This window comes from Agrobacterium sp. CCNWLW32 (assembly GCF_037083425.1).
GTDB lineage: Bacteria > Pseudomonadota > Alphaproteobacteria > Rhizobiales > Rhizobiaceae > Agrobacterium > Agrobacterium radiobacter.
Map to the genome: position 1 here is coordinate 284553 of NZ_JBAOJM010000001.1, position 25260 is coordinate 309812.

Below are 25260 nucleotides of genomic sequence, written 5' to 3' on the forward strand. Positions count from 1 at the left end.
ATTGTGCGCCGACCCCAAGGTTGGCGCGCTTTCTTTTTGTGGAATATCGCATGATGCGGCAATACGAACTCGTCGAGCGAGTTCAAAAATACAAACCGGATGCGAATGAGGCCCTGCTGAACAAGGCCTATGTTTACGCCATGCAGAAACACGGCCAGCAGAAGCGGGCCAATGGCGACCCCTATATCTCGCATCCGCTGGAAGTTGCCGCGATCCTCACAGAAATGCATCTCGACGAATCGACCATCGCGGTGGCGCTGCTGCACGATACGATCGAGGACACCACCGCCACCCGCGCGGAAATCGACGAGCTATTCGGCGAAGATATCGGCCGGCTGGTGGAAGGCCTCACCAAGCTCAAGAAGCTCGACCTCGTTACCCGCAAGGCGAAACAGGCCGAAAACCTTCGCAAGCTGCTGCTCGCCATTTCCGACGACGTGCGCGTTCTCTTGGTCAAGCTCGCCGACCGCCTGCACAATATGCGCACCATGGAATACATGCCGGCCGACAAGCGCAGCCGCATTTCCGAAGAGACCATGGAAATCTATGCGCCGCTCGCCGGCCGCATGGGCATGCAGGACATGCGCGACGAGCTGGAGGACCTGTCCTTCCGTTATCTCAACCCGGAAGCCTATGAGACGGTGACGAACCGCCTGCAGGAACTGGAAACGCGCAATGAGGGCCTGATCAAGAAGATCGAGGACGAGTTGCGTGAGCTTCTCGTGGCGAACGGCCTGATCGGGGCCAACGTAAAAGGGCGGCAGAAAAAGCCCCATTCGGTTTTCCGCAAGATGCAGGCGAAGTCGCTTTCCTTCGAGCAGCTTTCGGATGTTTACGGTTTCCGTATTCTGGTGGACGATATTCCCGCCTGCTACCGGGCGCTGGGCATCGTGCACACCCGTTGGCGCGTGGTGCCGGGTCGCTTCAAGGATTACATCTCCACGCCGAAGCAGAACGACTATCGCTCCATCCACACCACCATCGTCGGACCCTCGCGCCAGCGCATCGAGCTGCAGATCCGCACCAAGCGCATGCACGAGATCGCCGAATTCGGCATTGCCGCCCATGCGCTCTATAAGGATGGCGAAAACGGGGAGGGCGATCTGCTCTCTCGGGAAAGCAACGCCTATTCCTGGCTGCGCCACACCATCGAATCGCTCGCCGAAGGCGACAGCCCGGAAGAATTCCTCGAACATACCAAGCTGGAACTGTTCCAGGACCAGGTGTTCTGCTTCACGCCCAAGGGCAAGCTGATTGCGCTGCCGCGCGGCGCGACCCCCATCGATTTCGCCTATGCGGTGCACACCAATATCGGTGACACGACGGTTGGCGCCAAGATCAACGGGCGGATCATGCCGCTCGTGACCCGGCTTAACAATGGCGACGAGGTGGAGATCATCCGCTCGGGCGTGCAGGTGCCGCCTGCCGCATGGGAAGAGGTGGTGGTGACGGGCAAGGCCCGCTCGGCCATCCGTCGCGCCACGCGCATGGCCATCCGCAAGCAATATTCCGGCCTCGGCTATCGCATTCTGGAGCGCACCTTCGAGCGCGCCGGCAAGGCCTTCTCGCGTGAAGCACTGAAGCCCGTTCTTCATCGTCTGGCGCAGAAGGATGTGGAAGACGCGATCGCCGCCGTCGGGCGCGGTGAGGTCTCCTCGCTCGATGTGCTGCGTGCGGTCTATCCGGATTATCAGGACGAGCGCGTCACGGTGAAGATGACCGGTGACGATGGTTGGTTCAACATGCGCAGCGCTTCCGGCATGGTCTTCAAGATCCCCGGCAAGTCGCGCTCCGCTCTGGAGGACGATGGCGCGGCCGAAATGCTGGATGGGCCGGACCCGCTGCCCATCCGCGGCCTTTCCGGCAATGTCGACGTGCATTTCGGTGCCGCCGGCGCGGTTCCGGGTGACCGCATCGTCGGCATCATGGAAAAAGGCAAGGGCATTACCATATATCCCATTCAGGCGCCGGCGCTGCAGCGTTTCGACGATGAGCCGGAGCGCTGGATCGATGTCCGCTGGGACCTCGATGAAGCGAACAAGTCGCGCTTCATGGCGCGGGTGATGATCAATGCGCTGAACGAGCCGGGCACGCTCGCCTCCGTGGCGCAGTCCATCGCCACGCTCGATGTCAATATTCGGGGCTTGAACATGGTCCGCATCGGCACGGATTTCTCCGAGCTGGCGCTGGATGTCGAAGTCTGGGATCTCAGGCAGCTGAACCAGCTTCTGTCGCAGCTCAAGGATCTCGACTGCGTCTCGACGGTGACGCGTGCCTTCGATTGAGGCATTTTTGATCCTTTGAAGATACTGAAAGGCCGTTGTTATGCGCTAAACGCATGGCAGCGGCCTTTTCCTGTCTCTGGTCGTGGAAGTGGTTTGCGACTATTTTCTCCTCAGAAATTGAAGAGAAGGAAACGCGGCGTGCCGGTGGATAAACACCGATGAGAAACGCCAGTTCCAAACCGAAAGGACCGAAAATCATGTTTACTCCGCTTCGCAAGATCGCCCGTGCCGTCCGTGGCAAGACCACCCAGGAACGCGAATTCGAATATCTCAGCGGTTCGGTATCGAACGTCGATCTCGAATTCCGCCAGCGCGAAATCGACCGCGGCCTGTTCCGCCGGTAATGCACTCAACGCATGGCAGCCCATCGCCATGCGTATGGGGCTAGCAGATGCAGCCCTATCGGCCTGTGCATTCCTGCGTCTCGTAGACCAAGGTGAATACGCGCTTCTAGCGGGTGTCCCACACACAGCTGTCCGGTTTGACTGATATGACATGCTGCGTTTGCAATGAAGTTGACGGCGAGAGGGAGCGTATTTCCTCAACGTCTCCTTGGTCCCGGGAACAAGTTCGAGGATGCCCCAAGGATCTAATCACGTCGAATTGAATCAATCGCTTGCTGATCCTCGGGACAAGCCCGAGGATGACGTCAGAGTGTCCGGCAAGGCTTGTTATTGATCTGTCGACGCTGCACGAGCACGCGTAGGCTGGTTTCCGGCTCAAGGGCCAGAATGACGGACGTGGGGATAAGTCAGCAAAAGTCCTTTGTTGTCTACCATGCTCTTGGCTCGGCCGGGGCGATGAAATAGACTGCCCCCATGCCGTTTCGCCGCCGTGAACCCGTTGGTTTTTCAGAGAAGATTCGCGACCTGTTCTGGCCGCGAACGGGTTTTTCCCGTTCGCTGCGCTATATGAAGCTGCGGCTGCTCAGGCTTTCCGCCTCTCCGCATTCTGTTGCCGCCGGTGTCGCCATCGGTGTGGGCGTGGCATGGACGCCGTTTCTCGGCGTTCACATCATCATCGCCATGGCGCTCGGTTTCCTCTTGCGCGTCAATCTCGTGGCGGCGGCGCTCGGCACCACCTTCGCCAATCCGCTGACATTTCCGTTCATTTGGGCATCCACCTGGGAGCTGGGACACTTCATTCTCGGCCGGCAGAAGACGGAAAGTGCCGCGCATGTGGATTTCGTGGCGCTGTTCAGCCATCTTGAATTCCGGCAGATATGGACGCCGGTGCTGGAGCCCATGACCATCGGCGCGCTTCTTCCGGCCGGCATCAGCGCAATCATCGCCTATATCGCCGTTTATGGCCTCATCAGCGGTTTCCAGCGCCGCAAGATGGAAAATCTCGCGCATCGCGCCGCCAACAAGAATGCTTCTCTGGAGATGCTGAAATGATCATTGGATTGGGTAGCGACCTGATCGACATCCGCCGCATTGAAAAGTCGATCGAACGTTTCGGCGAGCGCTTCACCCATCGCTGTTTCACCGATATCGAGCGCGCGAAATCCGATGGCCGCAAGAACCGCGCCGCTTCCTACGCCAAACGTTTTGCCGCCAAGGAAGCCTGTTCCAAGGCGCTGGGAACCGGCCTTGCGAATGGCGTCTTCTGGAAGGACATGGGTGTCGTCAATCTGCCGGGCGGCAAGCCGACCATGAGGCTGACCAATGGGGCGGGGGAGAGGCTGGCGGCCTTGCTGCCCGCCGGCCACCGCGCCAATATTCACCTGACGATCACGGACGATTTTCCCTATGCTCAGGCATTTGTGATCATAGAAGCGCTTCCCGTGATCGATTGAGGCCCCGGCCTTGCCGCATTGGCGCTCTATTTGCGGGCGTGTGACAGAAGCGCTTCCCTTCGGGCTGGAAAGGTTCTAGAGAAGTCGCAGAAATATGAAAGCCTTGCCGGCAGTGTGAAACCGCTCCACCGCCGCAGGCTCTACAAACAACGGCCCGGAAGCCTTCGCGAAGCCGAAGAAGCCGGGAAACAATCAGGCAGGTCTTTAAGTGTCGGAAAAAGCTGAAAAGAAGCAGAACGCCCTCTGGGAGAACGTCAAGGTCATCATTCAGGCGCTGCTGCTGGCCATGGTCATCCGCACCGTGCTTTTTCAGCCCTTCACGATTCCATCGGGCTCGATGATGCCGACGCTTCTGGTTGGCGACTATCTTTTCGTCAACAAATTCTCCTACGGCTATTCGAAATATTCGCTGCCTTTTTCGCCGAACCTGTTTTCGGGCCGTATTCTCGAATTCAGCAAGCCGAAGCGCGGCGACGTCGTGGTCTTCCGCCTGCCGCCCAATCCTGAAGTCGATTATATCAAGCGTCTCGTCGGCCTGCCGGGTGATCGCATCCAGGTGACGAACGGCGTGCTGTTCATCAACGGTCAGCCGGTTCCGAAGCAGCCCGACGGCACCTTCACGTCAGATTATCGCGCCGATCCGGGCGCCAATGTGCCTGTTTTCCGCGAAACGCTTGATAATGGCGTCACCTACGACACGCTGGACCAGTCGCCCGATTCGCGCGGCGACAACACGCGTGAATTCGTGGTGCCGGAAGGCCATTATTTCATGATGGGCGACAACAGAGATAATTCGCTCGACAGCCGCTTCGATGTCGGTTTCGTGCCTGAAGAAAACCTGATCGGCCGCGCCAGCGTCATCTTCTTCTCGCTGGGCAACGACACGCCGTTCAGCCGCATTTGGGAATGGCCGGCCAACATGCGTTGGGACCGCCTGTTCAAGGTTGTGGGATGAGTAAGACCAAGCCGCTTTCCGCGGACGAAATTTCCCGTCTGGAAGCGTTGATCGGATATGAGTTCAAGGAAAAGGCCCGGCTCGACCGGGCCTTGACCCATGCCAGCGCCCGCTCCGCCGCGGCCGGCAATTACGAGCGGCTGGAATTTCTAGGGGACCGCGTTCTCGGCCTCTGCGTGGCGGAATTGTTGTTCTCCATTTTCCGTAACGCCACCGAAGGTGAACTCTCCGTCCGTCTCAACCAGCTCGTAAGCGCCGAATCCTGCGCCGCGATCGGCGACGAGATGGGGCTGCACAATTTCATCCGTACCGGATCCGACGTGAAAAAGCTGACCGGCAAGGCGATGCTGAATGTGCGCGCCGATGTGGTCGAAAGCCTGATCGCCACCATCTATCTGGATGGCGGGCTGGAAGCATCGCGCAAGTTCATTCTGAAATATTGGCAGGGCCGCGCAACGAGCGTGGATGCCGGACGGCGAGACGCCAAGACCGAATTGCAGGAATGGGCGCATGCCAGATTTGCGACCACGCCCTCTTACAGGATTGACGATCGCTCCGGACCGGATCACGATCCTCGCTTTACAGTGACTGTCGAAATTCCCGGCGTAAAGCCGGAAACCGGTGTCGAGCGCTCCAAGCGCGCGGCCGAGCAGGTGGCGGCAACCAGATTGCTGGAACGCGAAGGCGTCTGGCAGAAGGGCTCCACCCAGAACTGAGCGCCCGCCATAGGGTGCTAAATCGAGCGCATGGCGGACCGATAAGGCCGCATGTTGAATACCTCTGACCTTGATGGATATCATGACCGATCACGAAAACCCCGCCATTGAAGGCGAAGACAACAACCTTCCGACCCGTTCCGGTTTCGTGGCCCTTATCGGCCCGACCAATGCCGGCAAGTCGACGCTGGTCAACAGGCTGGTGGGCGCCAAGGTCTCGATCGTCAGCCACAAGGTTCAGACGACGCGCGCCGTGATGCGCGGCATCGCCATTCACAAGAATGCGCAGATCGTTTTCATGGACACGCCCGGCATCTTCAAGCCGCGCCGTCGGCTCGACCGCGCGATGGTCACCTCCGCCTGGGGCGGCGCGAAGGATGCCGATCTCATCCTGCTGCTGATCGACAGCGAACGTGGTCTTAAAGGCGACGCCGAGGCCATTCTCGAAGGCCTGAAGGATGTTCCGCAGAAGAAGATCCTCTGCCTCAACAAGATCGACCAGGTGAAGCGCGAAGACCTGCTTAAGCTTGCCGCCGCCGCCAATGAGACGGTGGCCTTCGACCGCACCTTCATGATTTCGGCCACCAACGGTTCGGGTTGCGAAGATCTGATGGATTATCTGGTGGAGGCTCTGCCGGAAGGTCCGTGGTATTATCCGGAAGACCAGATTTCCGATCTGCCGATGCGCCAGCTCGCTGCCGAAATCACCCGCGAGAAGCTGTTCCTGCGCCTGCATCAGGAGCTTCCCTATGCCTCGCATGTCGAGACGGAAAAGTGGGAAGAACGCAAGGACGGCTCGGTACGCATCGAGCAGGTGATCTATGTCGAGCGCGACAGCCAGAAGAAGATTGCGCTCGGCAAGAACGGCGACGCGATCAAGGCCATTTCCACCGCCTCGCGCAAGGAACTGTCGGAAATCCTCGAACAGCCGGTGCATCTCTTCCTGTTCGTCAAGGTGCGCGAGAACTGGGGTGATGACCCCGAGCGTTTCCGCGAAATGGGACTGGAATTCCCCCGAAACTGAAGCACATCCGCTTCACCCCCTCATTCCTGTGGCAAGCACAGGAATGAGGGCGCTGGGGGATGGAACGACGTACAAATAGCGAACTGAATATCTTCACCCACCATCGGGAACCGAATACGTTCGGGCGGGTTGTTCCAAAACAATTGGGCGCAACCTTTTTTCGATGACGGATATTCATGTCGCCAAAAAAACCGAACGGAATTTCCACCACCCCGTGCCAGCAATGTCCCCTGCGCGACCTGCCGCATTTCCGCGACTTTTCCTCCTCCGAGCTAGATTTCGTCTCGCGTTTCAAGACGGGGGAACTTGCGGTGGAAGGCGGCTCCGTCATCCTGATGGAAGGCTCGCATAGCGCCCATCTTTACACCGTTTTGCAGGGCTGGGCTTTCCGTTACAAGACGCTGGAAGACGGCAGGCGGCAGATACTGAACTATGTCATGCCCGGCGATCTCGTCGGCCTGCAGGGCACGGTGATGGGGGAAATGCAGCATTCGGTGGAGGCGCTGTCGCCAGTCACCCTATGCGTCTTCGAGCGCTCGCGCCTCAATAATCTCTTCACCGACCATCCGACGCTTGCCTATGACCTGACCTGGATCGCTGCGAGTGAGGAACGCATGCTCGACAGCCATCTCCTCAGCATCGGCCGGCGCACGGCGCTGGAGCGCGCCGCCTATCTGATTGTTTTCCTCTACAGCAAGGCAAAGGCGGTCCATCTCATACAGGGGGAAACGCCGATCCCGGTCACCCAGCAGCATGTGGCGGATACACTTGGCCTGTCCATTGTCCACACCAACAAGACCTTGAGAAAGCTGGTCGATCGCGGTCTCATTCGCTGGACCGACAAGGGTTGTCTGGTGCTTGATGATGCCGGGTTGAGCCATGTGGCCAGCTGGGAAAGCGAAGAGAAGCGGCAAAGACCCTTCATCTGATCTTCTTTCGACATGTCTTTTTTAAATGACGGTGGAGCCGTAATTTGCGACTCCTGTCGTGATATCTCACTGGAGAATCATGTCGGAAACCGCAGCTTCGAGCCTTGCGGCCATCTTTTTAGGAAGAAGAAAACATATGGTGCCACAACGGGTTATCATCGTTGAGGATGAATATCTGGTGGCGCTTGATGTCGAAGCGGTTCTCCAGTCCATGGGGGTGGAAACCGTCGTCATCGCCACGACGCTGGCGCAGGCGAGACAGGCCGTTGAAGAGGACGGCGCCGATTGTGTGCTTCTCGATGTCAGCCTTACCGACGGCAAGAGCTATGATTTTGCGCGCGGGCTGCGCGATGGGGGAATTCCCTTCGGTTTCGTCAGCGGCTATGGCGACACGACGGGCTTTCCGGATGATCTCATGCATGCGCCATTGCTGGGCAAGCCCTTCGGGGAAAACGAAATTATCGATTTCGTCCTCAACCTCGTCGGCACGGTCGACAATGCCGTAAAAGAATAACGTTTCGCCGCCAGATCGGGTATGATCGGCCTTGAATCGAAATTCGGACGCGTTTCATGCAGTGGCAGGAAGAGGCAATCATTCTCGGCGTAAAACGCCATGGCGAGACGAGTGTCATCGCCGAGGTGATGACCCCTTCGCGTGGCCGCCATCTGGGGCTGGTCCGTTCCGGCCGTTCCCGCAGCATGCAGCCGGTGCTACAGGCCGGAAACCGGGTGGATGTCATCTGGCGCGCGCGCCTTCACGATCATCTCGGCGAGTTCCGCATCGAGCCGCTGCAATTGCGCGCCGCACAACTGATGGAGACGGCGACCGCGGTTTATGGCGTACAGGCCATGGGTGCTCTTCTCAGGCTTCTGCCGGAGCGTGATCCGCACCCGCATCTCTATCAGGCGCTCGATATCATTCTCGACAATCTCCACGACCCCGTCGATGCCGGGGAATTGTTCGTGCGCTTTGAACTGGCAGTGCTGAACGATCTCGGTTTCGGGCTTGATCTGACCGAATGCGCGGCGACGGGGCTGCGCACCGACCTCATCTATGTATCGCCAAAGACGGGCCGGGCGGTTTGCCGCACGGCAGGCGCGCCCTATGCGGAGCGCATGCTGTCGCTTCCGGCTTTCTTGAGCGAAGGCCAGTCGAAGGCCGCCGATCCTGACAGCCTTGCGGCGGCTTTCCGCCTCACCGCCCATTTCCTCAACCGACATGTCTACGATCCGCGTGGGCTCAACGAAAACGCCGCCCGCGACGGTTTCGTGCAGGCGGCGCTGAAGGCGCTGGAAGGCCGGGCGACTGAGGGGAAGGTGATGCCGCCCGCGCTCGATAAGGCTGTCTGACTAGGCCATTGCAGGCCTCGGGGCCGGTTGCTCCTGAATGGGCCAATGCACGATGGCCGCAAAAATCCCCATGCCGACGCCCAGCCACCAGACGAGATCATAGGAACCCAGCCTGTCGTAAAGGAAGCCGCCGAGCCAGACGCCGAGGAACGAGCCGATCTGGTGCGACAGGAACACGACGCCGCCGAGCATGCCGAGATGGCGTGTGCCGAACATGATCGCCACCAGCGCATTGGTGGGCGGCACGGTGGAAAGCCAGAGGATGCCCATGACGGCGGCGAAGATGATGACCGAAAGCGGCGATTGCGGCAGAAGCAGGAAGGCTGTGACGGCGACAGAGCGGGCGATATAGATATAGGCGAGCAGATAGGGTTTCGAATAACGCTGGGCAATGACACCGGCGGCAAGCGACCCGATGATGTTGAAGAAGCCGATCAGCGCCATGGCGATGACGGCGTAGCGCGGTTCGATGCCGATATCGCCGAGATAGGCCGGGAAATGCGCGGTGATAAAGGCCACCTGAAAACCGCAGACAAAAAAGCCGGTGGTCAAAAGCAGGTAGCTTTTATGGCCGAGCGCCTCCTTCAGCGCTTCGCCTGCCGTCTGCTGGAACTGCGCCTGCGACTGGCTGCCGGAAGAGGAATTGCCGCGCATGAAGAAGGCGAGCAGCGGCACGAGCATCATCATCGCGGCAAGCCAGACGAGGCTGTCCGACCAGCCATAGGTGGAGATCAGCCCCTGACTGATCGGTGCGAACAGAAACATGCCGGCTGAGCCCGCCGCCGTGCCGATGCCGAAGGCGAGCGAACGCTGCTGCGGCGTGACATGGCGTGCAAAGGCCGAAAGGATGACGCTGAAGGAACCGGCGGCAATGCCGAGCCCGACGAGCACGCCGCCGCCGAAATGCAGCCAGAAGGGCGAGGTGCCAAAGGACATGCAGATGAGGCCGGCAGCATAAAGCAGGCCGGAGAGAACAAGCACGCGGCCCGTGCCGTATTTATCGGCGATGGCGCCGAAGAAGGGCTGGCCGAGACCCCAGAAGAGGTTCTGCAGGGCCATGGCGAGACCGAAGGTGGAACGGTCCCAGCCGGTATCGGCAAGCATCGGCAGCTGGAAGAAGCCCATGGCCGAACGCGGCCCGAAGGTCATGACGGCAATCAGTGACCCGGCGGCGATAATCAGCCAGGGCATTGTCTGGCGTGTGGCTTGCAACATGAATATTCCCCCATCGCGGCGCCTCGTCCCAAAAAAGAGGGACATGGCTTGCCGCAGATTCCGCTATGATGGGATGAATATTATCTTTTGTCAGCCAGTCCCACTAGCGACTTTTCTTGACGGCCACTATTCATGCGATTGATGGAATACGGCCGGAGAGAAGACGATGAAACAGAATATCTACGACGATCCAGGGTTTTTTGAGCGTTACAGCGCCATGCCGCGCTCCGTGGAGGGCCTGCGTCAGGCCGGCGAGTGGCATGAATTGCGTGCCATGCTTCCGCCCCTGAAAGACAGGAGCCTTCTTGATCTCGGTTGTGGTTTCGGCTGGCATTGCCGTTTTGCCGCAGAGCAGGGCGCGCGCCATGTCGTTGGCGTTGATCTCTCGGAAAACATGCTGCACCGCGCCGCCGAAATAAATGGCGGGCCCGGCATCGAATACCGCCGCGCCGCCATCGAAGACATCGATTTTCCGCAGGAAAGTTTCGATGTGGTGCTGAGTTCTCTCGCCCTGCATTACGTCCGTGATCTCGACGTGGCATTCGCGAAGGTCTTTGCCGTGCTGAAATCCGGCGGCGATTTCATCTTTTCCATCGAACATCCCGTTTTCACGGCGCTGGAAAAACAGGACTGGTTTTATGGCGAGGATGGCGAAATCCTGCACTGGCCGCTCGATAATTATCAAAGTCAGGGCGTGCGCCATTCCAACTGGATGGCGGACGATGTGGTCAAATATCACCGCACGGTGTCAGGCCTTCTCAATGGTCTCCTGGCTGCCGGATTTGTTTTGACGCGGCTGGCGGAGCCGAGGCCTGATCCGGCCTTGATGGCCGAGCGGCCTGAACTGAAGCACGAAGATCGCCGCCCGATTTTCCTGATCGTCGGGGCGCACAAGCCGTGATGCGGTGATGCTCCGTCCTTTCCTCATCCTGTGACAGGCGCAGGAATGATGGAGAGAGGGCGCGCCAGCCTATGAAAACTTTGCGCTGTGGGCTGTGGGTTGGGTTTGACCCGAACCAGCAACTTACCGCCGTTTGATCGTCCAGCCTTCCGGCCGTTCCTCGACCACCTTTGCCACATCGCCGACGGACAGCTTGCCCTGGCTGCGCGGCGTCACGTTCCAGCCGAAGAGCGGGCCGGGCACGCGCCGGTCGCCGGACATGCGGATGCGGCCCATGGCTTTCATGGGGGAGGGCACATCACGCGAGCCGGTGGTCTGATCCTGCGTGGTCATGATGCAGCGGGCGCAGGGTTTGACGAGATCGAAGCGAATGCCGCCAATCTCGATGGCCGCCCAGCGGTCCTCAGCCCATGCCTCGTCCGTGTCAAGCACGATATTCGGCCGGAAACGCTCCATGCCAACAGCGTCTTCGCCATTGGCGCGCATATTGTCGTTCAGCGCGGCAAGCGAGGCCGTGGTGGTGACGAGGATCTGGTAGCCGTCCGCAAAGGTGACGGGCGTTTCGTTGCCCGTCCATTCGAGGCTCGCAATACGTTTCGAGGTATCATCAAAAAAGGCGAGCTTCACCTCGCGCCCCAGCCATGCCGAGAGCGTGCCATTGGTCTCGTCATCGGCGATATTGGCGCTGACGATCGATTTCCACACCGCCACATCCATGCGCTGCCCGGATGGCCTTGCGAAAATCTCGCCGTCCTTGTCGCGCGCCAGCACCATGCCGCCATCCTCATGCCGGGCCAGAACCGTGGCGATGGCGGGCAATTCGCGCTGGGTGATGAAATGGCCGGAGGGATCAGTGAGCATGGCGCGGCGGTCACCCGGCAGGCCTTCGGCCGAAACGGCGCTTTCGGAGAGAGGGATACCGCGCGCGCTTTTCAGCGGATAGATGTTGAGTTCGGTCACACGCATCTAGGGTCTCCTTAGATCTCGTCGAGAAACAGGTCCAGCACCTGTTTCAGCCGCTCATGGCGGGCCCTGGCCATCTGCCGGCCTGTCTCGGTGCGAAAACCGTCGGCCAGCTTGAACAGCTTGGTTTCGAAATGGTCGATGGCAAAGGCGCGGTCGTCAAGCGGCCGGTCCTTCGCCAGCGGGTCGACCGGATCATAAAGTGCTGAGCCCATGCGCCCGGCAATATAAAAGCAGCGCGCCGCCCCCACCATGCCGATGGCGTCCAGCCGGTCGGCATCCTGAAGGATTTTCGCCTCCAGCGTCTGCGGTTCGATATTGGCGGAAAAGCTGTGTGTGGTGATGGCATGGGCGGCGGCGTCAATATCCGCCTGTTTCCAGCCGAGCCCCATCAGAATGCCGGATGCCTTTTCCGCCGCAAGCCGCGAGGCCTGCGCGCGCAGCGGTGAGTTCTTCTCCACCGCCACACAATCATGCAACAGCACGCTGGCGGCCAGCACGTTACCATCGCCGCCTTCGCCCGCATGGATGCGCATGGCGTTGCGGAAGACGCGGTGAATATGGGCAAGATCATGCGAACCGTCGCCGCTGTCTGCGGCGTGCGGTATCAGGTCCTGCGCAAGCGCCGCATAGGGCGCGAAAGCCTCGGCCGCGATCATGCCTGCGGCTTCCGGGTGAGGATCTTCTGGTAGAACAGGCCGATGCCGATGAGCACCGCGCCGAGCCCGATGAAGGACAGCGCCCTCAGCACGCCTTCGAGATTGCTCATGTCGATCAGGAACGCCTTGGCAACCGAGATCAGCACGAAGGCGGCCGATGCCAGACGCAGGCTGCGGGCATTAAAGCGCGAGCCAAGCACGAGCAGCAACACGCCGATCAGCAGCCAGACCACCGAATAGCTGTAGGTCTCGCCCTGCAGGAAACCCTTCCAGTCGGCAATATTTTCGCCCTGCCAGAAGCGGCGCACTGAAAGCGTGGCCCAGGCAAAACCGAGCGCTGCGCCCGCCACCGCCAGCATGCTGACATAGGGCGGTGGACGTTTTCCCCGCGCGTAATAGGCAAGGCCGCCATAGGCGAGCGCCGGCAGGAGGTAACCGATCAGCAGCAGGTTGAGGAACGGGATGCGGCCGGTATTTTCGCCGGTGAAATAGGGGTTGAGCGTGAAGAAATGCATCGTCAGCACGTTGATGACGGCAATCACGCCGGCAATCATCGAGCCGTAGCGGAAGATGGGGCTGGGGCTTTTCAGATCGAGCGTCATCAACACGCCCGAGAAGCCAATGGTCAGCAGCGTATAGATCGACTGTTCGCCAAGCGTCGGCACACTGTCATCCAGCGTGCCGCCATTCATTGCGTGGCGGACGAGGATGGCGACGGCGAGAAGACCCATGACGCTGGCAATCGCCTGCAGGAAGTTCTTCGCCCTGACCCCCGGCCAGTCGCGCAGCAGCCATGCCGAGGCGACGGCCAGCAGTGCGGGAATGCCGTAACCCGGAAGAAGCGCGTTGAAGACCGGCGTGAGCCCAAGATTTTGCGGCCCGACAATGGTGGGTTCCCAGGCGATGCGGCCGAGAACGGCAACGCTTGCCACGGCCATCACCCAGGGCAGAACCTCCCAGTTGCGGTAACGGCTGGCCAGCACATAGATGAAGCCGATGACCGAAAGGAGAACGGTTGTCACCAGCCCCTCCGTCAGCGTGTGCAGGCTGAGCGCGAAGGCGGCGAAGGAGCCGAGCACGAGGATGTTGAGCGGTTTGCGATAGGTCTCATTGTTCTGCCGATGCAGCCATTCGGCACCTGCAATCAACACGAAGCCGAGGCCGAGGCCATAGGCGGCGTGCAGCCAGTCGCGGCCAAGATTGCCGTATTCGACAAAGCTTGCGGTGGCGAGCCAGACCGGGAATAGCGCGGCGATACCAGCCCAGAGCTGGGCGAAATCCGCGTCGTCAGCACCCTTGCGCTTCAGGAAGGAGAAGGCGGACAGCACGAAGACGCCCCCGAGGCCGAGCGCCATGGCGATTTCCGCCGTGTAGCCAACCGACACGGGCGGAAGCGATACGGCCGTATCGTTGATGACGCCGATGAAGTCGAGACCCTGACGTGACATCAGCGATACCGCAGCCTGCGCGCCAAGTGCTGCGATAATAGCGGGCCATACCGCATAGTGGCGGGCGGCGCCAAGGGCCGCAAGGGCGGCTATGAGCGCTGAAACGATCAGGGCCGGATGAGTATCGACTCCGCCATCGGCAAAAAGGAAGCCGATTGCCGGCAGGATCACGGCCATCGAGACGGTGAGATTGAGGGCGAGTGACGGGCGTAGCAGAAGCCGCATGGCGCGGACGGCGCGTCGCTCGGGCGCTGCGGTTTCGGCAGTTTGGGCGGGCGGCGTGTCGAATGCCTTGCCGGGCCAGAGGAATATTGTTCCCGCCAGCATGACGAGCAGGGCAAGTGTTGGCGGTTCGGCGCTGATCGTTTCGGAAAAGCCGATATAGCCGAGCGCCCAGAGGCCAAGCCCGGCATTGGCGAGAGAGGGAACCACGGTCCAGCCCTGCCTGCGCGCCGCTGCCGCCGTTGCCAGCCAGGAGACGGTGAGGAAGACGAAGAGCGCCCAGATATTCGGCGTTTCGGTGGAAATCAGCGCGGGTGTCAGCATCGAACCGAGAAGGCCGAGACCGGCCAGCGCCTGCCCGTGCAGCAGCGAAAGCCCGATGGTGGCGAAAGCGACGAGGCCAAGCAGGCCAAAAGCCGCGCCGGGACCGATATAGTCGTAAATGCCATAGGCTGCATAAACCACGCCGAACAGCGTCAATGCGCCCGCCGCCGTCAGCACGCCCGGTATCATGGCGTTGGAATAGGTGGTGGCGATGCCCGGCACCGCCTTGCGGCGGATCGCTTCGCCGGCAAGCCCGAGAACAAGACCGAAAATGGCGGCGAGCGAAAGCCGCACGGCCGGGCTGAGCAGGCCCGATTCGATCGAATATTTAACGAGGAAAATGCCGCCGAGCGCCAGCGCCAGTCCACCGGCCCAGACCGCCCAGCGCGCGCCGAGCAGACTTTCGAAGCTCTCCTTCGTTGCCGGGGTGGATACGGCCTCGGCGGCAGGCGCAGGTTGGGCCTCCTCGCGCGCCAGCTCTTCCGATGCTGCCATGGCGGCGGCGTCTTCGGGCTCGGATGCGTATTCAGCCTGGAAGGCTGTGTCTTCCGCAGGGGGCGTGCTTGGCTCTTCCGCCTCGAAATCCGGTTTTACCGTGGATTCCGTGCTCTCCGTTTGCACTGCCGCAGCCGACGTCACGCCCGCAGCCATCAGCCGCTTGAGGCTGTGCACCTCCCGTTCGAGCGACTTGATTCGGCTTGAATTGCGGATGCTCGCGACCAGCGTGTAGATGAAGGCCGCGACGAGGGCGAGGATAAACAGCGGGATTTCCAAACGGACTCTCCAATTACGAAGCTGTTTTTAAAGCCCTTTTGGTGAATTTATGCAAGGCCCGGTTGATGAATGGTGTGGGTGGCGCGGGGGTAAGCATATGCCATTTGTTTCTTCTCCCCGACGGGGAGAAGAAATGGGTGGCCTCCGCTCGATCCGATGTACCGCTCGAATCAGGAAGCACCCGCCAGCCACCGCCGCGCCGCTTCGATATCGGTAAGCCCGAGCTCGTGCCCGTCCTCAACGGTTTCCATCTCGGCCTTTGCACCGCTCGCCGTGAGCTTTCCCTGCAGTTCGCTCGCCTTGTCGAGATATTTGTCGCGTTGTCCCGCCACGAGCAGGAAATTGTGGCCGGAAAGATCGGTTTGCGGCCATGTTTCGAGAACCGGCATCGGGCGATAGAGCAGGGCGTCGCCTGCAAGTTCGGGATAGAGCGCGGCAAAGGCGGCGTAGAAGTTCGCGCCATTGGAATGGCCGATAAACCGCAGTTTCGAGCGATCAAGACCATAGGCGCGGATTGCCCCCTCCACGAAGGCGGCAAAGGCTTCTGTTTCCGTGACAATATCCTGCTGGTCGAAGCTGAAATCGGGAAAACGGCGGAACCAGCGGGCGATTTCTTCTTCCGTGCTGCGGCCGCGCACGCCCAGAAGGGTGGCGCCCGGTGCTGCCCGGTGCGCCAGCGGCATCAGGCTCGTTTCACTGCCGCCGGAACCGTGCAGCAGGATGATGGTGCTGCCATCAGCTTCCTCGGGCGTGTAGAAACGGTGCACGAAGGGCAGGTCGCGATAGATGATGCGTTCTTCGCCCGGCATCGAGAATTGCGGCAGGGCGACACGCACATCCGCCTCGTCCTTCATGAAGAGCGGCGGGATGAACAGTTTTTCGCCGAGCGATTCCAGCGGTTCGTCGACCGTCATGCCCGGCCCATCGGTCGCCATTTCGATCAGCACGCCGCCCGGTTCGCGGACGTAGAGCGAGTGGAAATATTTCCGGTCATGGGCGTTGGTGGTGCTGGAATTCAGCGATTTCAGCCCGGTTAGAACCGTGTTCAGCTCATCCATGTCCTTCGCCCGGAAGGCGATGTGATCGACGGTGCCGGTGCCCGGCGCGCTGGACCAGAAGCCGGTGGCGTCACGCACGTCGATAATGTCGCCGCTGTCGGAAACGAGCCGGCGGATCGCACCCGCCTGGCTTTCCTGCCGGTAGCCGAAATGTTTCTCCAGAAACGCTACGGTTTCTTCCGGCACTTCACTCAGCACCGTCGCACCATAGATTCGGCGAATGGCGTCTTCTGCGGAAATATCGTCGGTCACATGTGGCGTGGCATCGGCAAAGGCGCGGGTGCCGACCAGCTTGACGATCAGGCCGTCAGGATCTTTCAGCCGGATAACCGGAGCGCCGAATTCGTCAGTCGGGCCTTCCGCGCGGATGCCGAATCTCAGCGCCCGCGTCAGCCAGAAGCCGATCGCAGCGGGATCGATCGCCACGGAAATTTCCAGCGTCTGGCCGTACCCGACACGGCCCTGGCCGCCATCTTCCCAGACGAGAAATGTCAGAAGCGAGCCGGGCGAGGCGATGTCATCGCCATAAAGCAGGTGAAGCTGCACGGCGTCTTCGAAGCCGGCCGTGCGCTTGGCCAGCCTCAAGCCCAGAAAGCCGGCGTAAAAATCCACATTCGCCTGCACCTTCCGGGTGATCATGGTGATGTGGTGTATGCCCAGTGCAGAATTCATCTTGCCGTCCCGCCGTTTCGCCTGCTGTTCATGGCCCTATTTGTCGCACGCTGCCCCTGATCCGCAACCCCGGCAAATGAGAACGCTGTGTTCTCTGGGTGAACGATACTGCTTTCGCTTCGTTGCATTCGCGATGGGCAGATTGCCGGCTTTTTGCCTGTCTTGTGATTGTTTGTGCATATAAAATAAGCACACAAAATAACGGCTATTTTGTATGCAATTTTATCTTGCCTTGAGGGTTGGAATTGGGTCTTATGCAACCAATCCAACAAAACCATCAGGGGGAACAGATGATTTTAACGCGCAGGTTGTTGACCAGAGCTCTGGCCATTACCGCCATCGGTGTAACCGCCGGCTTTTCGCTGCCGATCATCGAGGCGCGGGCCGAAACACCGGTGAAATTCACGCTCGACTGGAAGTTCGAAGGCCCCGCCGCCGGTTTCCTGCTGGCGCTCGACAAGGGTTACTTCAAGGCTGAGGGTCTCGATGTCACCATCGACAGCGGTAACGGTTCGGTTGAAGCTATTCCGCGCGTGGCGACCGGCGCCTATCAGATGGGTTTCGGCGATATCAATTCGGTGATGAAGTTCCTCGACGAAGATCCGAGCCAGAAGATCAAGGCCGTATATATGGTCTATGAGCGCCCGACTTTCGCCGTGGTCGGCCGCAAGTCGCTGGGTGTCACCGGTGATCCGAAGTCGCTGGAAGGCAAGAAGCTCGGCGCGCCGCCGCCGGATGGCGCTTTCGCGCAATGGCCGGCCTTCAAACAGGTGGCGGGTCTCGACGACAGCAAGATCAAGATCGAATCGATCGGTTTTCCGGTGCGTGAACCGATGCTCGCCAAGGGCGATGTCGACGCCGTTTTCGGCTTTGCCTTTTCGGTGATCCTCAACCTCAAGAAACAGGGCATCGCCGATGACGATATCTCGACCATCCTGATGGCCGAGCACGGCTTGAATCTTTATGGCAATGCGGTGCTGGTAAACACTGATTTCGCAGAGAAAAACCCGGAAGCAGTAAAGGGCTTTCTGAAAGCACTGGCCAAGGGCTTCGCCGATTCAGTCAAGAACCCCGAAGAGGGCGTGGCGGCTGTGCTCAAGCGCAACGAGACGCTCGACAGCGCCATCGAGCTTGAACGCCTCAACATGGCCAACAGCATGAATATCAAGACGCCCTATGTGGTGGAAAACGGCATGGGCGGCGTCGATCCTGCCCGGCTTGCGGCCTCCGTCGAAACGTTGAAAGTCTCCCTCGGCCTGAAGGGCAACGTCAAGGCGGAGCAGGTGTTCGACGCGACCTACCTGCCGGCCAAGGAAGAGCGCATGCTTCCGTAATGGGCGGAGTGAGCGGGTGCGGCATGCTTCTTCTCCCCGCCGGGGAGAAGGTCGCGGCAGCGGGATGAGGGGGCAAGCTCTCGGTCTATCGCTGGCGCTGCCCCCTCATCCGACCCTTCGGGCCACCTTCTCCCCGGCGGGGAGAAGAAACAAGCTGCAACGCTGCAGGGTTCAACCGCCCGATCAGCAACTTAAAACGGGGACAGCAATGTCACATCTCGTGGAAATAGACAGTGTCGACATGCGTTACGGCGGCTCCGCCGGCACGCTGGCCGTATCCGGCTTGAACCTGACGGTCGACAAGGGTGAATTTGCCGCAGTGGTCGGTCCCTCCGGCTGCGGCAAGTCGACCCTGATGAAGCTGGTGACCGGGCTGCATATTCCGCAGAAGGGCAATGTCATCGTTGCCGGGCGGCAGGTCACGGAGCCGGTTTCCATTGTCGGCATGGCGTTTCAGAACCCGACGATGCTGCCCTGGCGCACAACGCTCGAAAATATCCTGCTGCCGCTGGAAATCGTCGAGAAACATCGCCGACGCCTGCGCGCCCATAAGGCGGAATATGTCGCGAAAGCCGAGCGGTTGCTGGAAATCGTCGGCCTGAAGGGTTTCGGTTCAAAATACCCGTGGCAGCTTTCCGGCGGCATGCAGCAGCGCGCCAATCTTTGCCGGGCCTTGATCCACGAACCGGAACTACTGATGCTGGACGAGCCTTTCGGCGCGCTCGATGCCTTCACCCGCGAGGAATTGTGGTGCGTCATCCGCGACCTGCACGCCGCACAGCGTGTCACCATCATCCTTGTGACCCATGATCTGCGCGAGGCGACATTTCTGGCCGACAAGATTTTCGTGATGAGCGCAAGGCCGGGCCGCGTGCTCGCGGAACACCGCGTTCCGTTTGCCCGCCCGCGCCAGCTCGATATCATGTACGACAGGGGTTTCAACGACATGGTGCAGGAACTGCATGGCGAGATCGCCCAGGCGAGGGTGGCGGCATGAGCGCGATCCTGGAAAGCACCGTTGCGGCCGAGTCGCGCAAGCCGCTGATCGCCCGCGTCAACTGGGTGAAAGCCGCTCCATGGCTTTATACGCTGGCGCTTTTCGTGTTGTGGGAACTGCTCGTCCATGCGCTGAAAATGCCGCCCACCATTCTGCCGTCACCGGTAAGGGTTGGACAGGCCATCATGCAATATTGGTCGCCGATCTGGAAGAATTCGCTGCAGACGCTTTATACGACGACACTGGGTTTTGCCATTGCTGTGGCCGCCGGTCTTGCCATCGGTCTGTTCATCGGCTGGTCGAAAACCATCTATGCCGGGCTTTATCCGCTGATGATCGGCTTCAACGCCATCCCGAAAGTGGCGCTTGTGCCGATCCTCGTCATCTGGTTCGGCATCGGCACGGTCCCCGCCGTGTTGACCGCCTTCCTGATTTCCTTCTTTCCCATCGTCGTGAATGTCGCGACCGGGCTTGCCACCATAGAGCCGGAAACGGAAGATGTGCTGCGGGCGCTCGGCGCAAAGAAGATGGATATCATGCTGAAGGTCGGCATTCCGCGTTCCATGCCCTATTTCTTCGGCTCGCTGAAAATCGCCATCACGCTCGCCTTCGTCGGCTCGGTCGTATCGGAGACCGTCGCTTCCAATTATGGCCTCGGCAACATGATGAGTTCGGCCCAGAGCCAGTTCAATGTGCCGCTCGTCTTTGCCGGCCTGCTGATGCTCGCGGTGGAAGGCATCGTCATGTATGCGATTATGGCCTGGCTTGAAAAGCGCATGACCGGCTGGGCGCATCGTTCGACCATGGGGCAGTGAGCCTTTCTTCTCCCCGCCGGGGAGAAGATGCCCCGGAGGAGTAGATGAGGGGCACCGCCAGCGATAAGCCGAGAGCTTGCCCCTTCATCCCGCTGCCGCGACTTTCTCCCCCTCGGGGAGAAGGTGACAAGCGGCAACCGCTCGCGTCATTCACGCATGCTGCGGAAGACCGCTAAGTTACGGTCTCAATGCGCCGCCATTTCTTTCACGATATCGCCGCCGTCCATCAGGAAGGGATAATAGGTCGGCCAATTGGTCACTTCGTCCAGCAGCGCCTTGCGGTCAGCTCCCCAGTAGAGATGGTAATGGCCCGCCTTGACCGGGGCTATGGAGTGATCGCTGAACTGGATGAATTGCGGTGCGGCCTCATCGCCGCCGGTTTTCTTGAAGATGTAGCGGACACCGCGATTGCCCTTCTTGTAGGTCAGGATTTCATGGCCGTCGCTGACATAGGTGCCTTCAGCGGGCTTGCCGTCCTTATAAAACGCCACGCTGTCACTCTTGATGACGATGCGGTTTACATCGGTCTTGTAACCGATGTCGTAATAGGCGCGGTATTCGGCGGCGGTCTTGTCGCCATGGGCCGCTTTTTCGGCCATGACGGGGTCCAGCGAGCCGTTCAGCAAGTAGGGATAGACCGACTGCCAGTCGCCTTCCCAGTCGGAAAGCGCACGTGGTTTCACCTGCGCATCCTCGAAATAACCCTTGTAGATCTGCTTTTCCGCCTCGGTCATCTGGTGGCCGTGATCGTGTCCATGGTCGTGGCTATGGGCTGCGGGTTTGTCGCCACCGGCAGCCATTGCCGTGGTCGCCGCCAGCAGCATGGAACCAAGTGCGACAGCGCCGGTGACGCGGGTGAGTATCTTCTGCATTGTTTCGGCCCTCTCATATCCATAAAAGTAAGTTACGTAATAACATTACGTAACGACCTATAGAGGCCACGTCAGCGGGATGCAAGTGTGTGCTCCAACGCAACGCAACGAAAAAGCGCGATGGCTCTTGCAGCCACCGCGCTTGAAAAGAGGGGGGAGAGGTGAGGTCTCAGGCAGGCTGCGCGTTCACTTCCGCCTTTCGTTCGTCGAAGGCGAGCTTCATGGCCTTCGTCACGTCGCGGGTTGTCGCGAAATAACTGTCGCTGCGCACCCAGTAGCGCAATTTGACGGTGGCGCTGTCGGCGCTGACCGAATCGACGAAGGTGACGGGGGCGGGGTCCAGCAAAACCCGGCTCTCCGAGCGCACGACTTTCATCAGCATATTCTGCGCGGCCGTGAGATCCTCGTCAGTCTTGACCGTCAGGCTCAGTTCGTGACGGCGCGAGGGAAAACGGCTGTAATTGGTGATCGGCACGTTCCAGAGGGTGGAGTTGGGCGCGAGACGATAGAGCCCATCGCTGGTCTTGAGTTCGGTGGCAAAGAGCCCGATCTCGATCACCGTGCCGCTGACCGTGCCGGTCTCGATATATTCACCGACCCGGAAGGGACGCAGCACCAGAAGCATGATGCCGGCGGCAATATTCTGCAGCGTGCCCTGCAGCGCCAGACCAATGGCCAGACCGGCGGCGCCAAGGGCGGCGAGAATGGAGGCGGTCTGCACCCCGAACTGGCCAAGCACCATGACCAGTACCAGAATGAGAACCACATAGCGGATGGCGCCTGCGAAGAAGCCGGCGAGCGTCGCATCGAAGCCGCGAATGCGCGACAGGCCCTGAAAGGCCCAGCGTTGCAGGAAGGTGGCGGCCAGCCAGCCGATGATCAGCAGCAGAAGCGCACCAACGACCGAGAAGGAATATTGCACCGCAAGCGCGCTCGCCTGCTGCAACGCCGCCTGCGATGCGACGATGATATCCGTTGCCTGTTGTTCCATGAATTATCCTGTGATTTTTATTGCTGTTCAGGGTTGGTAACGACTGGACGCCGTGAGGGTTCCGCTAAAACGGCCTCAGGCGCCAAGCGGCAGTACGAAGGGCACGTTACCATCCGTATCCGCGCCCCTGCCGATTTTTTTGATCGCCGCCACCAGCCTGCCGTCGCGTCCAAGCAGACGGTCGCCGATGGCAATGATGCGGGCATTCGGCGTGGAATAGGGTGAGACGGCGCGCAGGCGCAGCGCAAGCTCCATTTCATCCTGGTCAGGATAAAGGCTGAGCGCTGCGATGACGGCGGCGGCGGGCGAGCGCGAAACACCCATCCAGCAATGGATGAGCAGCGGCGCGGACTGGTCCCATTCGCGGGCGAAATCGATCAGCCTCAGCACATGCGCATCATCAGGCGCGATGAGATCAGCGGTGCCCTTGAATGTGATGTCGTTCATGGCAAGCGTCAGATGCCGATCTGCGGCAATGACGGCAGGGCGGTGAAAGGCCTGCTCTTTGGCGATCAGTGTCACCATTTCGCGGGCCTTGTGTTTCACGGCCATCTCCGCGATCCGCGACAGCGGCGATACGACAATGGCCGTCATGTCGCGCTCCCCGTCCTGACCGCGCGCAGCGCCTCGATAGCCTCGAAACGTTCGATGAACAGCTTTTGCGCTTCGGTGGAGGGCAGGGGCGTAATGTCGAACATATCGCGGGTAATGCCGCGCGGCAGGCCGAAGAATTTCTGCGCCTCGGCGGTGGAAAAACCGGCAAGCTCCGTCGCCTCGAAAAAGGCGGCGACCGTGTCGGCCTTCTTGATGCGGTCCTTCAAGTCGCGCGATGCATGTGGTGGCAGGCCGAAACGCAGATGCACGGCGGCCTCCAGCCGTTTTTCCACGGTCTTGTAACCACCGCCGACCACGGATTTGAACGGCGAGATCATATCGCCGATGACATATTCCGGCGCGTCATGCAGAAGCGCCATCTGCATGTCATCAGGCGTCGCACCCGTGCACATGCGGCAGAAGATGGTTTCGACGATGAGGCAATGCTGGGCGACGGAAAAGGCGTGGTCGCCGCGCGTCTGGCCGTTCCAGCGGGCGACACGGGCAAGGCCGTGGGCGATATCGGCAATTTCCACATCGAGCGGCGAAGGGTCGAGCAGATCGAGCCGCCGGCCGGACAGCATGCGCTGCCAGGCGCGCGGGCTTTTTGCGGGCGTCACTCTTAATCCTCCGCCCGAGCCGCGGGATCGACCGCCGGGAAGGAAAGGCCGCTCCAGGCCGGCAGGGCCACGGTCACGGGAACAGTCTCGGCAAGAAGCGGCGTGCCCGAAGCAAGCGCATCGGCAATGCGGTCGATCCGCACGATGGCAAGCGCCCTGTTGCCGCAAACGGTTCCAAGCGTGCCGACCGGTTTTCCATCGGCGGTAATCTCCGCCCCGCTGGCGGGCAACGCGCCTCCGGCCGAAACGGTGACGACGCGGCGTCTTGCCGTACCGCGGTGCTTCATGCGCGAGACGACTTCCTGACCGACGAAGCAGCCCTTCCTGAAGGAAACGCCGTCATTCACATCCATCAGAACATCATGGGGAAAAGCATCCTGCAGCGCATAATCCCGGCCGGATTCGGCAATGCCATGGTCAACGCGCAGCGCATCATAGGCCGCAACATCGCCCGAGGCCGATGCGCCCGGTAGCCTGAAGAGATCGATTCCGGCCTTGGCGAAACGGCCGTCCCTGACGCCTGCCACCGGTGCAGTCTCGGTCCAGAAAACGCTCACACCTTCTACCGTCTCGACTTTGAGGTCGACCGGTGCGCGCAGCTTGTACATGGTCAGGCGGCGCAGCAATGCGTCCTGTTCGGCGGCGCCCGTTTCGATCAGATAGTCCCCGCCATCGCGCCAGATCAGGAAATCGAACAGGATCTTGCCCTGCGGCGTCAGAAGTGCCGCGGCCCGGGCCTCGCCTGCCGGCAGATTCTCGATATCTGCGGTGATGAGGTTGTTCAGAAACTCCTCGGCGCCGGTGCCGGAAACCCGGATCAGGCGGCGGTCGGCAAGAAAGGCGGAAGGCATGGTGTCACCGTTCGGTTCGTCGAGACTATGCGGATAGCAGGCAAGATGCAGATGCATTTGCCGGAATGCTCATTCCGCACAGTTAGGATTTTTGCCCGAGAACGGCAAGCACTGCGATGCGATCAATCGCCGGCGGTGAAGAACTTCCACTTGCCGTCAGGCGAAATGCCGACGCGATAGAAGCTGTAATTGCCAAATTCCTGCATGTCCGCCAGATCGCCCGCCGTGATGATTCGCAGAAGCTCCACCTTTTCCGGTGCAGTCAGCGTATTCAGCGGTTTTCCGGCAAAATAGGGGAAAACATAGGCTTCGTCAGGGGTGCCGGCATCGATATGGGCATAACCGGTCGACAGGAGATCGATGATGATCGCCAGCACTTCCAACCCGTCCGGATCGCCGGAATAGCTTTTCAGCGCTGCAATCGGGTCTTCGCTGTCACTGCCGTCGATGCGGAACTGGTTCTGCCCGGCGGCGATGAAGGGCCGCAGCTTTTCGATATCGCCTGACGCGGCGGCGTCGATGATCTGCTGGCGCAGCTTGCGCACGGGTTCCGGCGCCTTGGAAATGTCGTGCTCGATTACAACAGACATTTCCGGGGTGTTATCGGGCTTGGCGGATTGCTGGTTTGCCTGGCCAGCGGAACGGTCCACCAAAGGGTCGGGCAGGGGAATGCCTTCCGAATCGCCTTCGATCTCGTCCGGCTCAGCAGGCTGGGCCTGCTGCGGCTGCTCGCTCTCGGCCTTCGGCTCGCTTTCGGTGTTCTGCGCCGGCTTCAGCTCGGAAAGGGCAAAGGCGCGGCTCGGCACGCCAATCGGACCGGCGGTCAGGGCAAGCAGAATGGACAGCAGGGCGGAAGAGCGCAAAAGGCCCTTGCTCAGGCAAGACATGATAGA

Annotated in this window: 25 protein-coding genes; 14 read left to right on the plus strand and 11 right to left on the minus strand. The window is 60.4% G+C overall.

Features of this window, described 5'->3' with window-relative positions:
* Positions 1 to 50: 50 nt before the first annotated feature.
* The 10 genes from V6R85_RS01610 to recO all read left to right on the plus strand — a co-directional run bounded on the left by V6R85_RS01610 (position 51) and on the right by recO (position 9057).
* Positions 51 to 2285 (plus strand): RelA/SpoT family protein, encoded by a 2235-nt coding sequence (locus tag V6R85_RS01610; RefSeq protein ID WP_003509955.1) that lies wholly within the window; start codon positions 51 to 53, stop codon positions 2283 to 2285.
* Between the two features lie 197 nt (positions 2286 to 2482).
* A complete protein-coding gene (locus V6R85_RS01615) occupies positions 2483 to 2629 on the plus strand; it encodes a hypothetical protein (protein WP_003496944.1) in 147 nt (48 codons plus the stop codon).
* A gap of 474 nt (positions 2630 to 3103) precedes the next feature.
* Positions 3104 to 3682, plus strand: a complete 579-nt coding sequence (locus tag V6R85_RS01620; RefSeq protein ID WP_099085525.1) for a DUF2062 domain-containing protein — start codon at positions 3104 to 3106, stop codon at positions 3680 to 3682.
* On the plus strand, positions 3679 to 4083 hold the full coding sequence (gene acpS / locus V6R85_RS01625; RefSeq protein ID WP_111834264.1) for a holo-ACP synthase: 405 nt from the start codon (positions 3679 to 3681) through the stop codon (positions 4081 to 4083). The genes V6R85_RS01620 and acpS overlap by 4 nt, the downstream gene beginning before the upstream one ends.
* Before the next feature lie 208 nt (positions 4084 to 4291).
* Positions 4292 to 5038, plus strand: a complete 747-nt coding sequence (lepB, locus tag V6R85_RS01630) for a signal peptidase I (protein ID WP_003509951.1) — start codon at positions 4292 to 4294, stop codon at positions 5036 to 5038.
* On the plus strand, positions 5035 to 5754 hold the full coding sequence (gene rnc / locus V6R85_RS01635) for a ribonuclease III (RefSeq protein WP_003509950.1): 720 nt from the start codon (positions 5035 to 5037) through the stop codon (positions 5752 to 5754). Before lepB ends, rnc begins: the two co-directional genes overlap by 4 nt.
* A 73-nt stretch (positions 5755 to 5827) precedes the next feature.
* Positions 5828 to 6778, plus strand: coding sequence for a GTPase Era (gene era, locus V6R85_RS01640; protein WP_161974047.1), 951 nt, complete (start codon positions 5828 to 5830; stop codon positions 6776 to 6778).
* Between the two features lie 176 nt (positions 6779 to 6954).
* Positions 6955 to 7707: a Crp/Fnr family transcriptional regulator gene (locus tag V6R85_RS01645; protein WP_020813373.1), complete on the plus strand. Its 753-nt coding sequence runs from the start codon at positions 6955 to 6957 to the stop codon at positions 7705 to 7707.
* 136 nt (positions 7708 to 7843) lie between these two features.
* Positions 7844 to 8221: a response regulator gene (locus V6R85_RS01650; protein WP_031234546.1), complete on the plus strand. Its 378-nt coding sequence runs from the start codon at positions 7844 to 7846 to the stop codon at positions 8219 to 8221.
* A 56-nt stretch (positions 8222 to 8277) separates the two neighbouring features.
* Complete coding sequence (gene recO / locus V6R85_RS01655) at positions 8278 to 9057, plus strand: DNA repair protein RecO (protein ID WP_060723998.1); 780 nt, start codon at positions 8278 to 8280, stop codon at positions 9055 to 9057.
* Here the strand turns inward: recO and V6R85_RS01660 are convergent, their stop codons facing one another.
* Entirely contained in the window at positions 9058 to 10272 is a 1215-nt protein-coding gene (locus V6R85_RS01660) for an MFS transporter (protein ID WP_162691508.1), read from the minus strand.
* A 166-nt stretch (positions 10273 to 10438) separates the two neighbouring features.
* Between V6R85_RS01660 and V6R85_RS01665 the strand changes: the two genes are divergently transcribed.
* A complete protein-coding gene (locus V6R85_RS01665; protein WP_060724000.1) occupies positions 10439 to 11173 on the plus strand; it encodes a class I SAM-dependent methyltransferase in 735 nt (244 codons plus the stop codon).
* Between the two features lie 123 nt (positions 11174 to 11296).
* Here the strand turns inward: V6R85_RS01665 and V6R85_RS01670 are convergent, their stop codons facing one another.
* The 4 genes from V6R85_RS01670 to V6R85_RS01685 all read right to left on the minus strand — a co-directional run bounded on the left by V6R85_RS01670 (position 11297) and on the right by V6R85_RS01685 (position 17293).
* Positions 11297 to 12139, minus strand: a complete 843-nt coding sequence (locus V6R85_RS01670) for an MOSC domain-containing protein (protein WP_111834265.1) — start codon at positions 12137 to 12139, stop codon at positions 11297 to 11299.
* Positions 12140 to 12150: 11 nt separating this feature from the next.
* Positions 12151 to 12795 (minus strand): HD domain-containing protein, encoded by a 645-nt coding sequence (locus V6R85_RS01675; protein WP_111784527.1) that lies wholly within the window; start codon positions 12793 to 12795, stop codon positions 12151 to 12153.
* Positions 12792 to 15563 (minus strand): DUF2339 domain-containing protein, encoded by a 2772-nt coding sequence (locus tag V6R85_RS01680; protein WP_162686141.1) that lies wholly within the window; start codon positions 15561 to 15563, stop codon positions 12792 to 12794. Before V6R85_RS01680 ends, V6R85_RS01675 begins: the two co-directional genes overlap by 4 nt.
* Before the next feature lie 170 nt (positions 15564 to 15733).
* Positions 15734 to 17293, minus strand: coding sequence for a VOC family protein (locus tag V6R85_RS01685; protein ID WP_111834266.1), 1560 nt, complete (start codon positions 17291 to 17293; stop codon positions 15734 to 15736).
* Positions 17294 to 17583: 290 nt separating this feature from the next.
* Between V6R85_RS01685 and V6R85_RS01690 the strand changes: the two genes are divergently transcribed.
* The 3 genes from V6R85_RS01690 (at position 17584) to V6R85_RS01700 (ending at position 20439) form a co-directional block, all read left to right on the plus strand.
* A complete protein-coding gene (locus V6R85_RS01690; protein ID WP_111780929.1) occupies positions 17584 to 18627 on the plus strand; it encodes an ABC transporter substrate-binding protein in 1044 nt (347 codons plus the stop codon).
* Between the two features lie 208 nt (positions 18628 to 18835).
* Positions 18836 to 19624, plus strand: a complete 789-nt coding sequence (locus V6R85_RS01695) for an ABC transporter ATP-binding protein (protein WP_162690383.1) — start codon at positions 18836 to 18838, stop codon at positions 19622 to 19624.
* Positions 19621 to 20439 (plus strand): ABC transporter permease, encoded by an 819-nt coding sequence (locus V6R85_RS01700; RefSeq protein WP_099085520.1) that lies wholly within the window; start codon positions 19621 to 19623, stop codon positions 20437 to 20439. Before V6R85_RS01695 ends, V6R85_RS01700 begins: the two co-directional genes overlap by 4 nt.
* 185 nt (positions 20440 to 20624) lie before the next feature.
* Here the strand turns inward: V6R85_RS01700 and V6R85_RS01705 are convergent, their stop codons facing one another.
* The 6 genes from V6R85_RS01705 to V6R85_RS01730 all read right to left on the minus strand — a co-directional run bounded on the left by V6R85_RS01705 (position 20625) and on the right by V6R85_RS01730 (position 25254).
* Positions 20625 to 21311 carry a metal-binding protein ZinT gene (locus V6R85_RS01705; protein ID WP_111834267.1) on the minus strand — a complete coding sequence of 229 codons (687 nt, stop codon included), beginning with the start codon at positions 21309 to 21311 and terminating at the stop codon, positions 20625 to 20627.
* A gap of 169 nt (positions 21312 to 21480) precedes the next feature.
* Entirely contained in the window at positions 21481 to 22302 is an 822-nt protein-coding gene (locus V6R85_RS01710; RefSeq protein ID WP_003501978.1) for a mechanosensitive ion channel family protein, read from the minus strand.
* 75 nt (positions 22303 to 22377) lie between these two features.
* Positions 22378 to 22896, minus strand: a complete 519-nt coding sequence (locus V6R85_RS01715) for a tyrosine phosphatase family protein (RefSeq protein ID WP_003501980.1) — start codon at positions 22894 to 22896, stop codon at positions 22378 to 22380.
* On the minus strand, positions 22893 to 23516 hold the full coding sequence (locus V6R85_RS01720; protein ID WP_060726123.1) for a YfbR-like 5'-deoxynucleotidase: 624 nt from the start codon (positions 23514 to 23516) through the stop codon (positions 22893 to 22895). Before V6R85_RS01720 ends, V6R85_RS01715 begins: the two co-directional genes overlap by 4 nt.
* Positions 23517 to 23518: 2 nt before the next feature.
* Entirely contained in the window at positions 23519 to 24367 is an 849-nt protein-coding gene (gene ygfZ / locus V6R85_RS01725; RefSeq protein WP_111834515.1) for a CAF17-like 4Fe-4S cluster assembly/insertion protein YgfZ, read from the minus strand.
* Positions 24368 to 24489: 122 nt separating this feature from the next.
* Positions 24490 to 25254 carry a hypothetical protein gene (locus tag V6R85_RS01730; RefSeq protein WP_111793945.1) on the minus strand — a complete coding sequence of 255 codons (765 nt, stop codon included), beginning with the start codon at positions 25252 to 25254 and terminating at the stop codon, positions 24490 to 24492.
* Between the last annotated feature and the right edge of the window lie 6 nt (positions 25255 to 25260).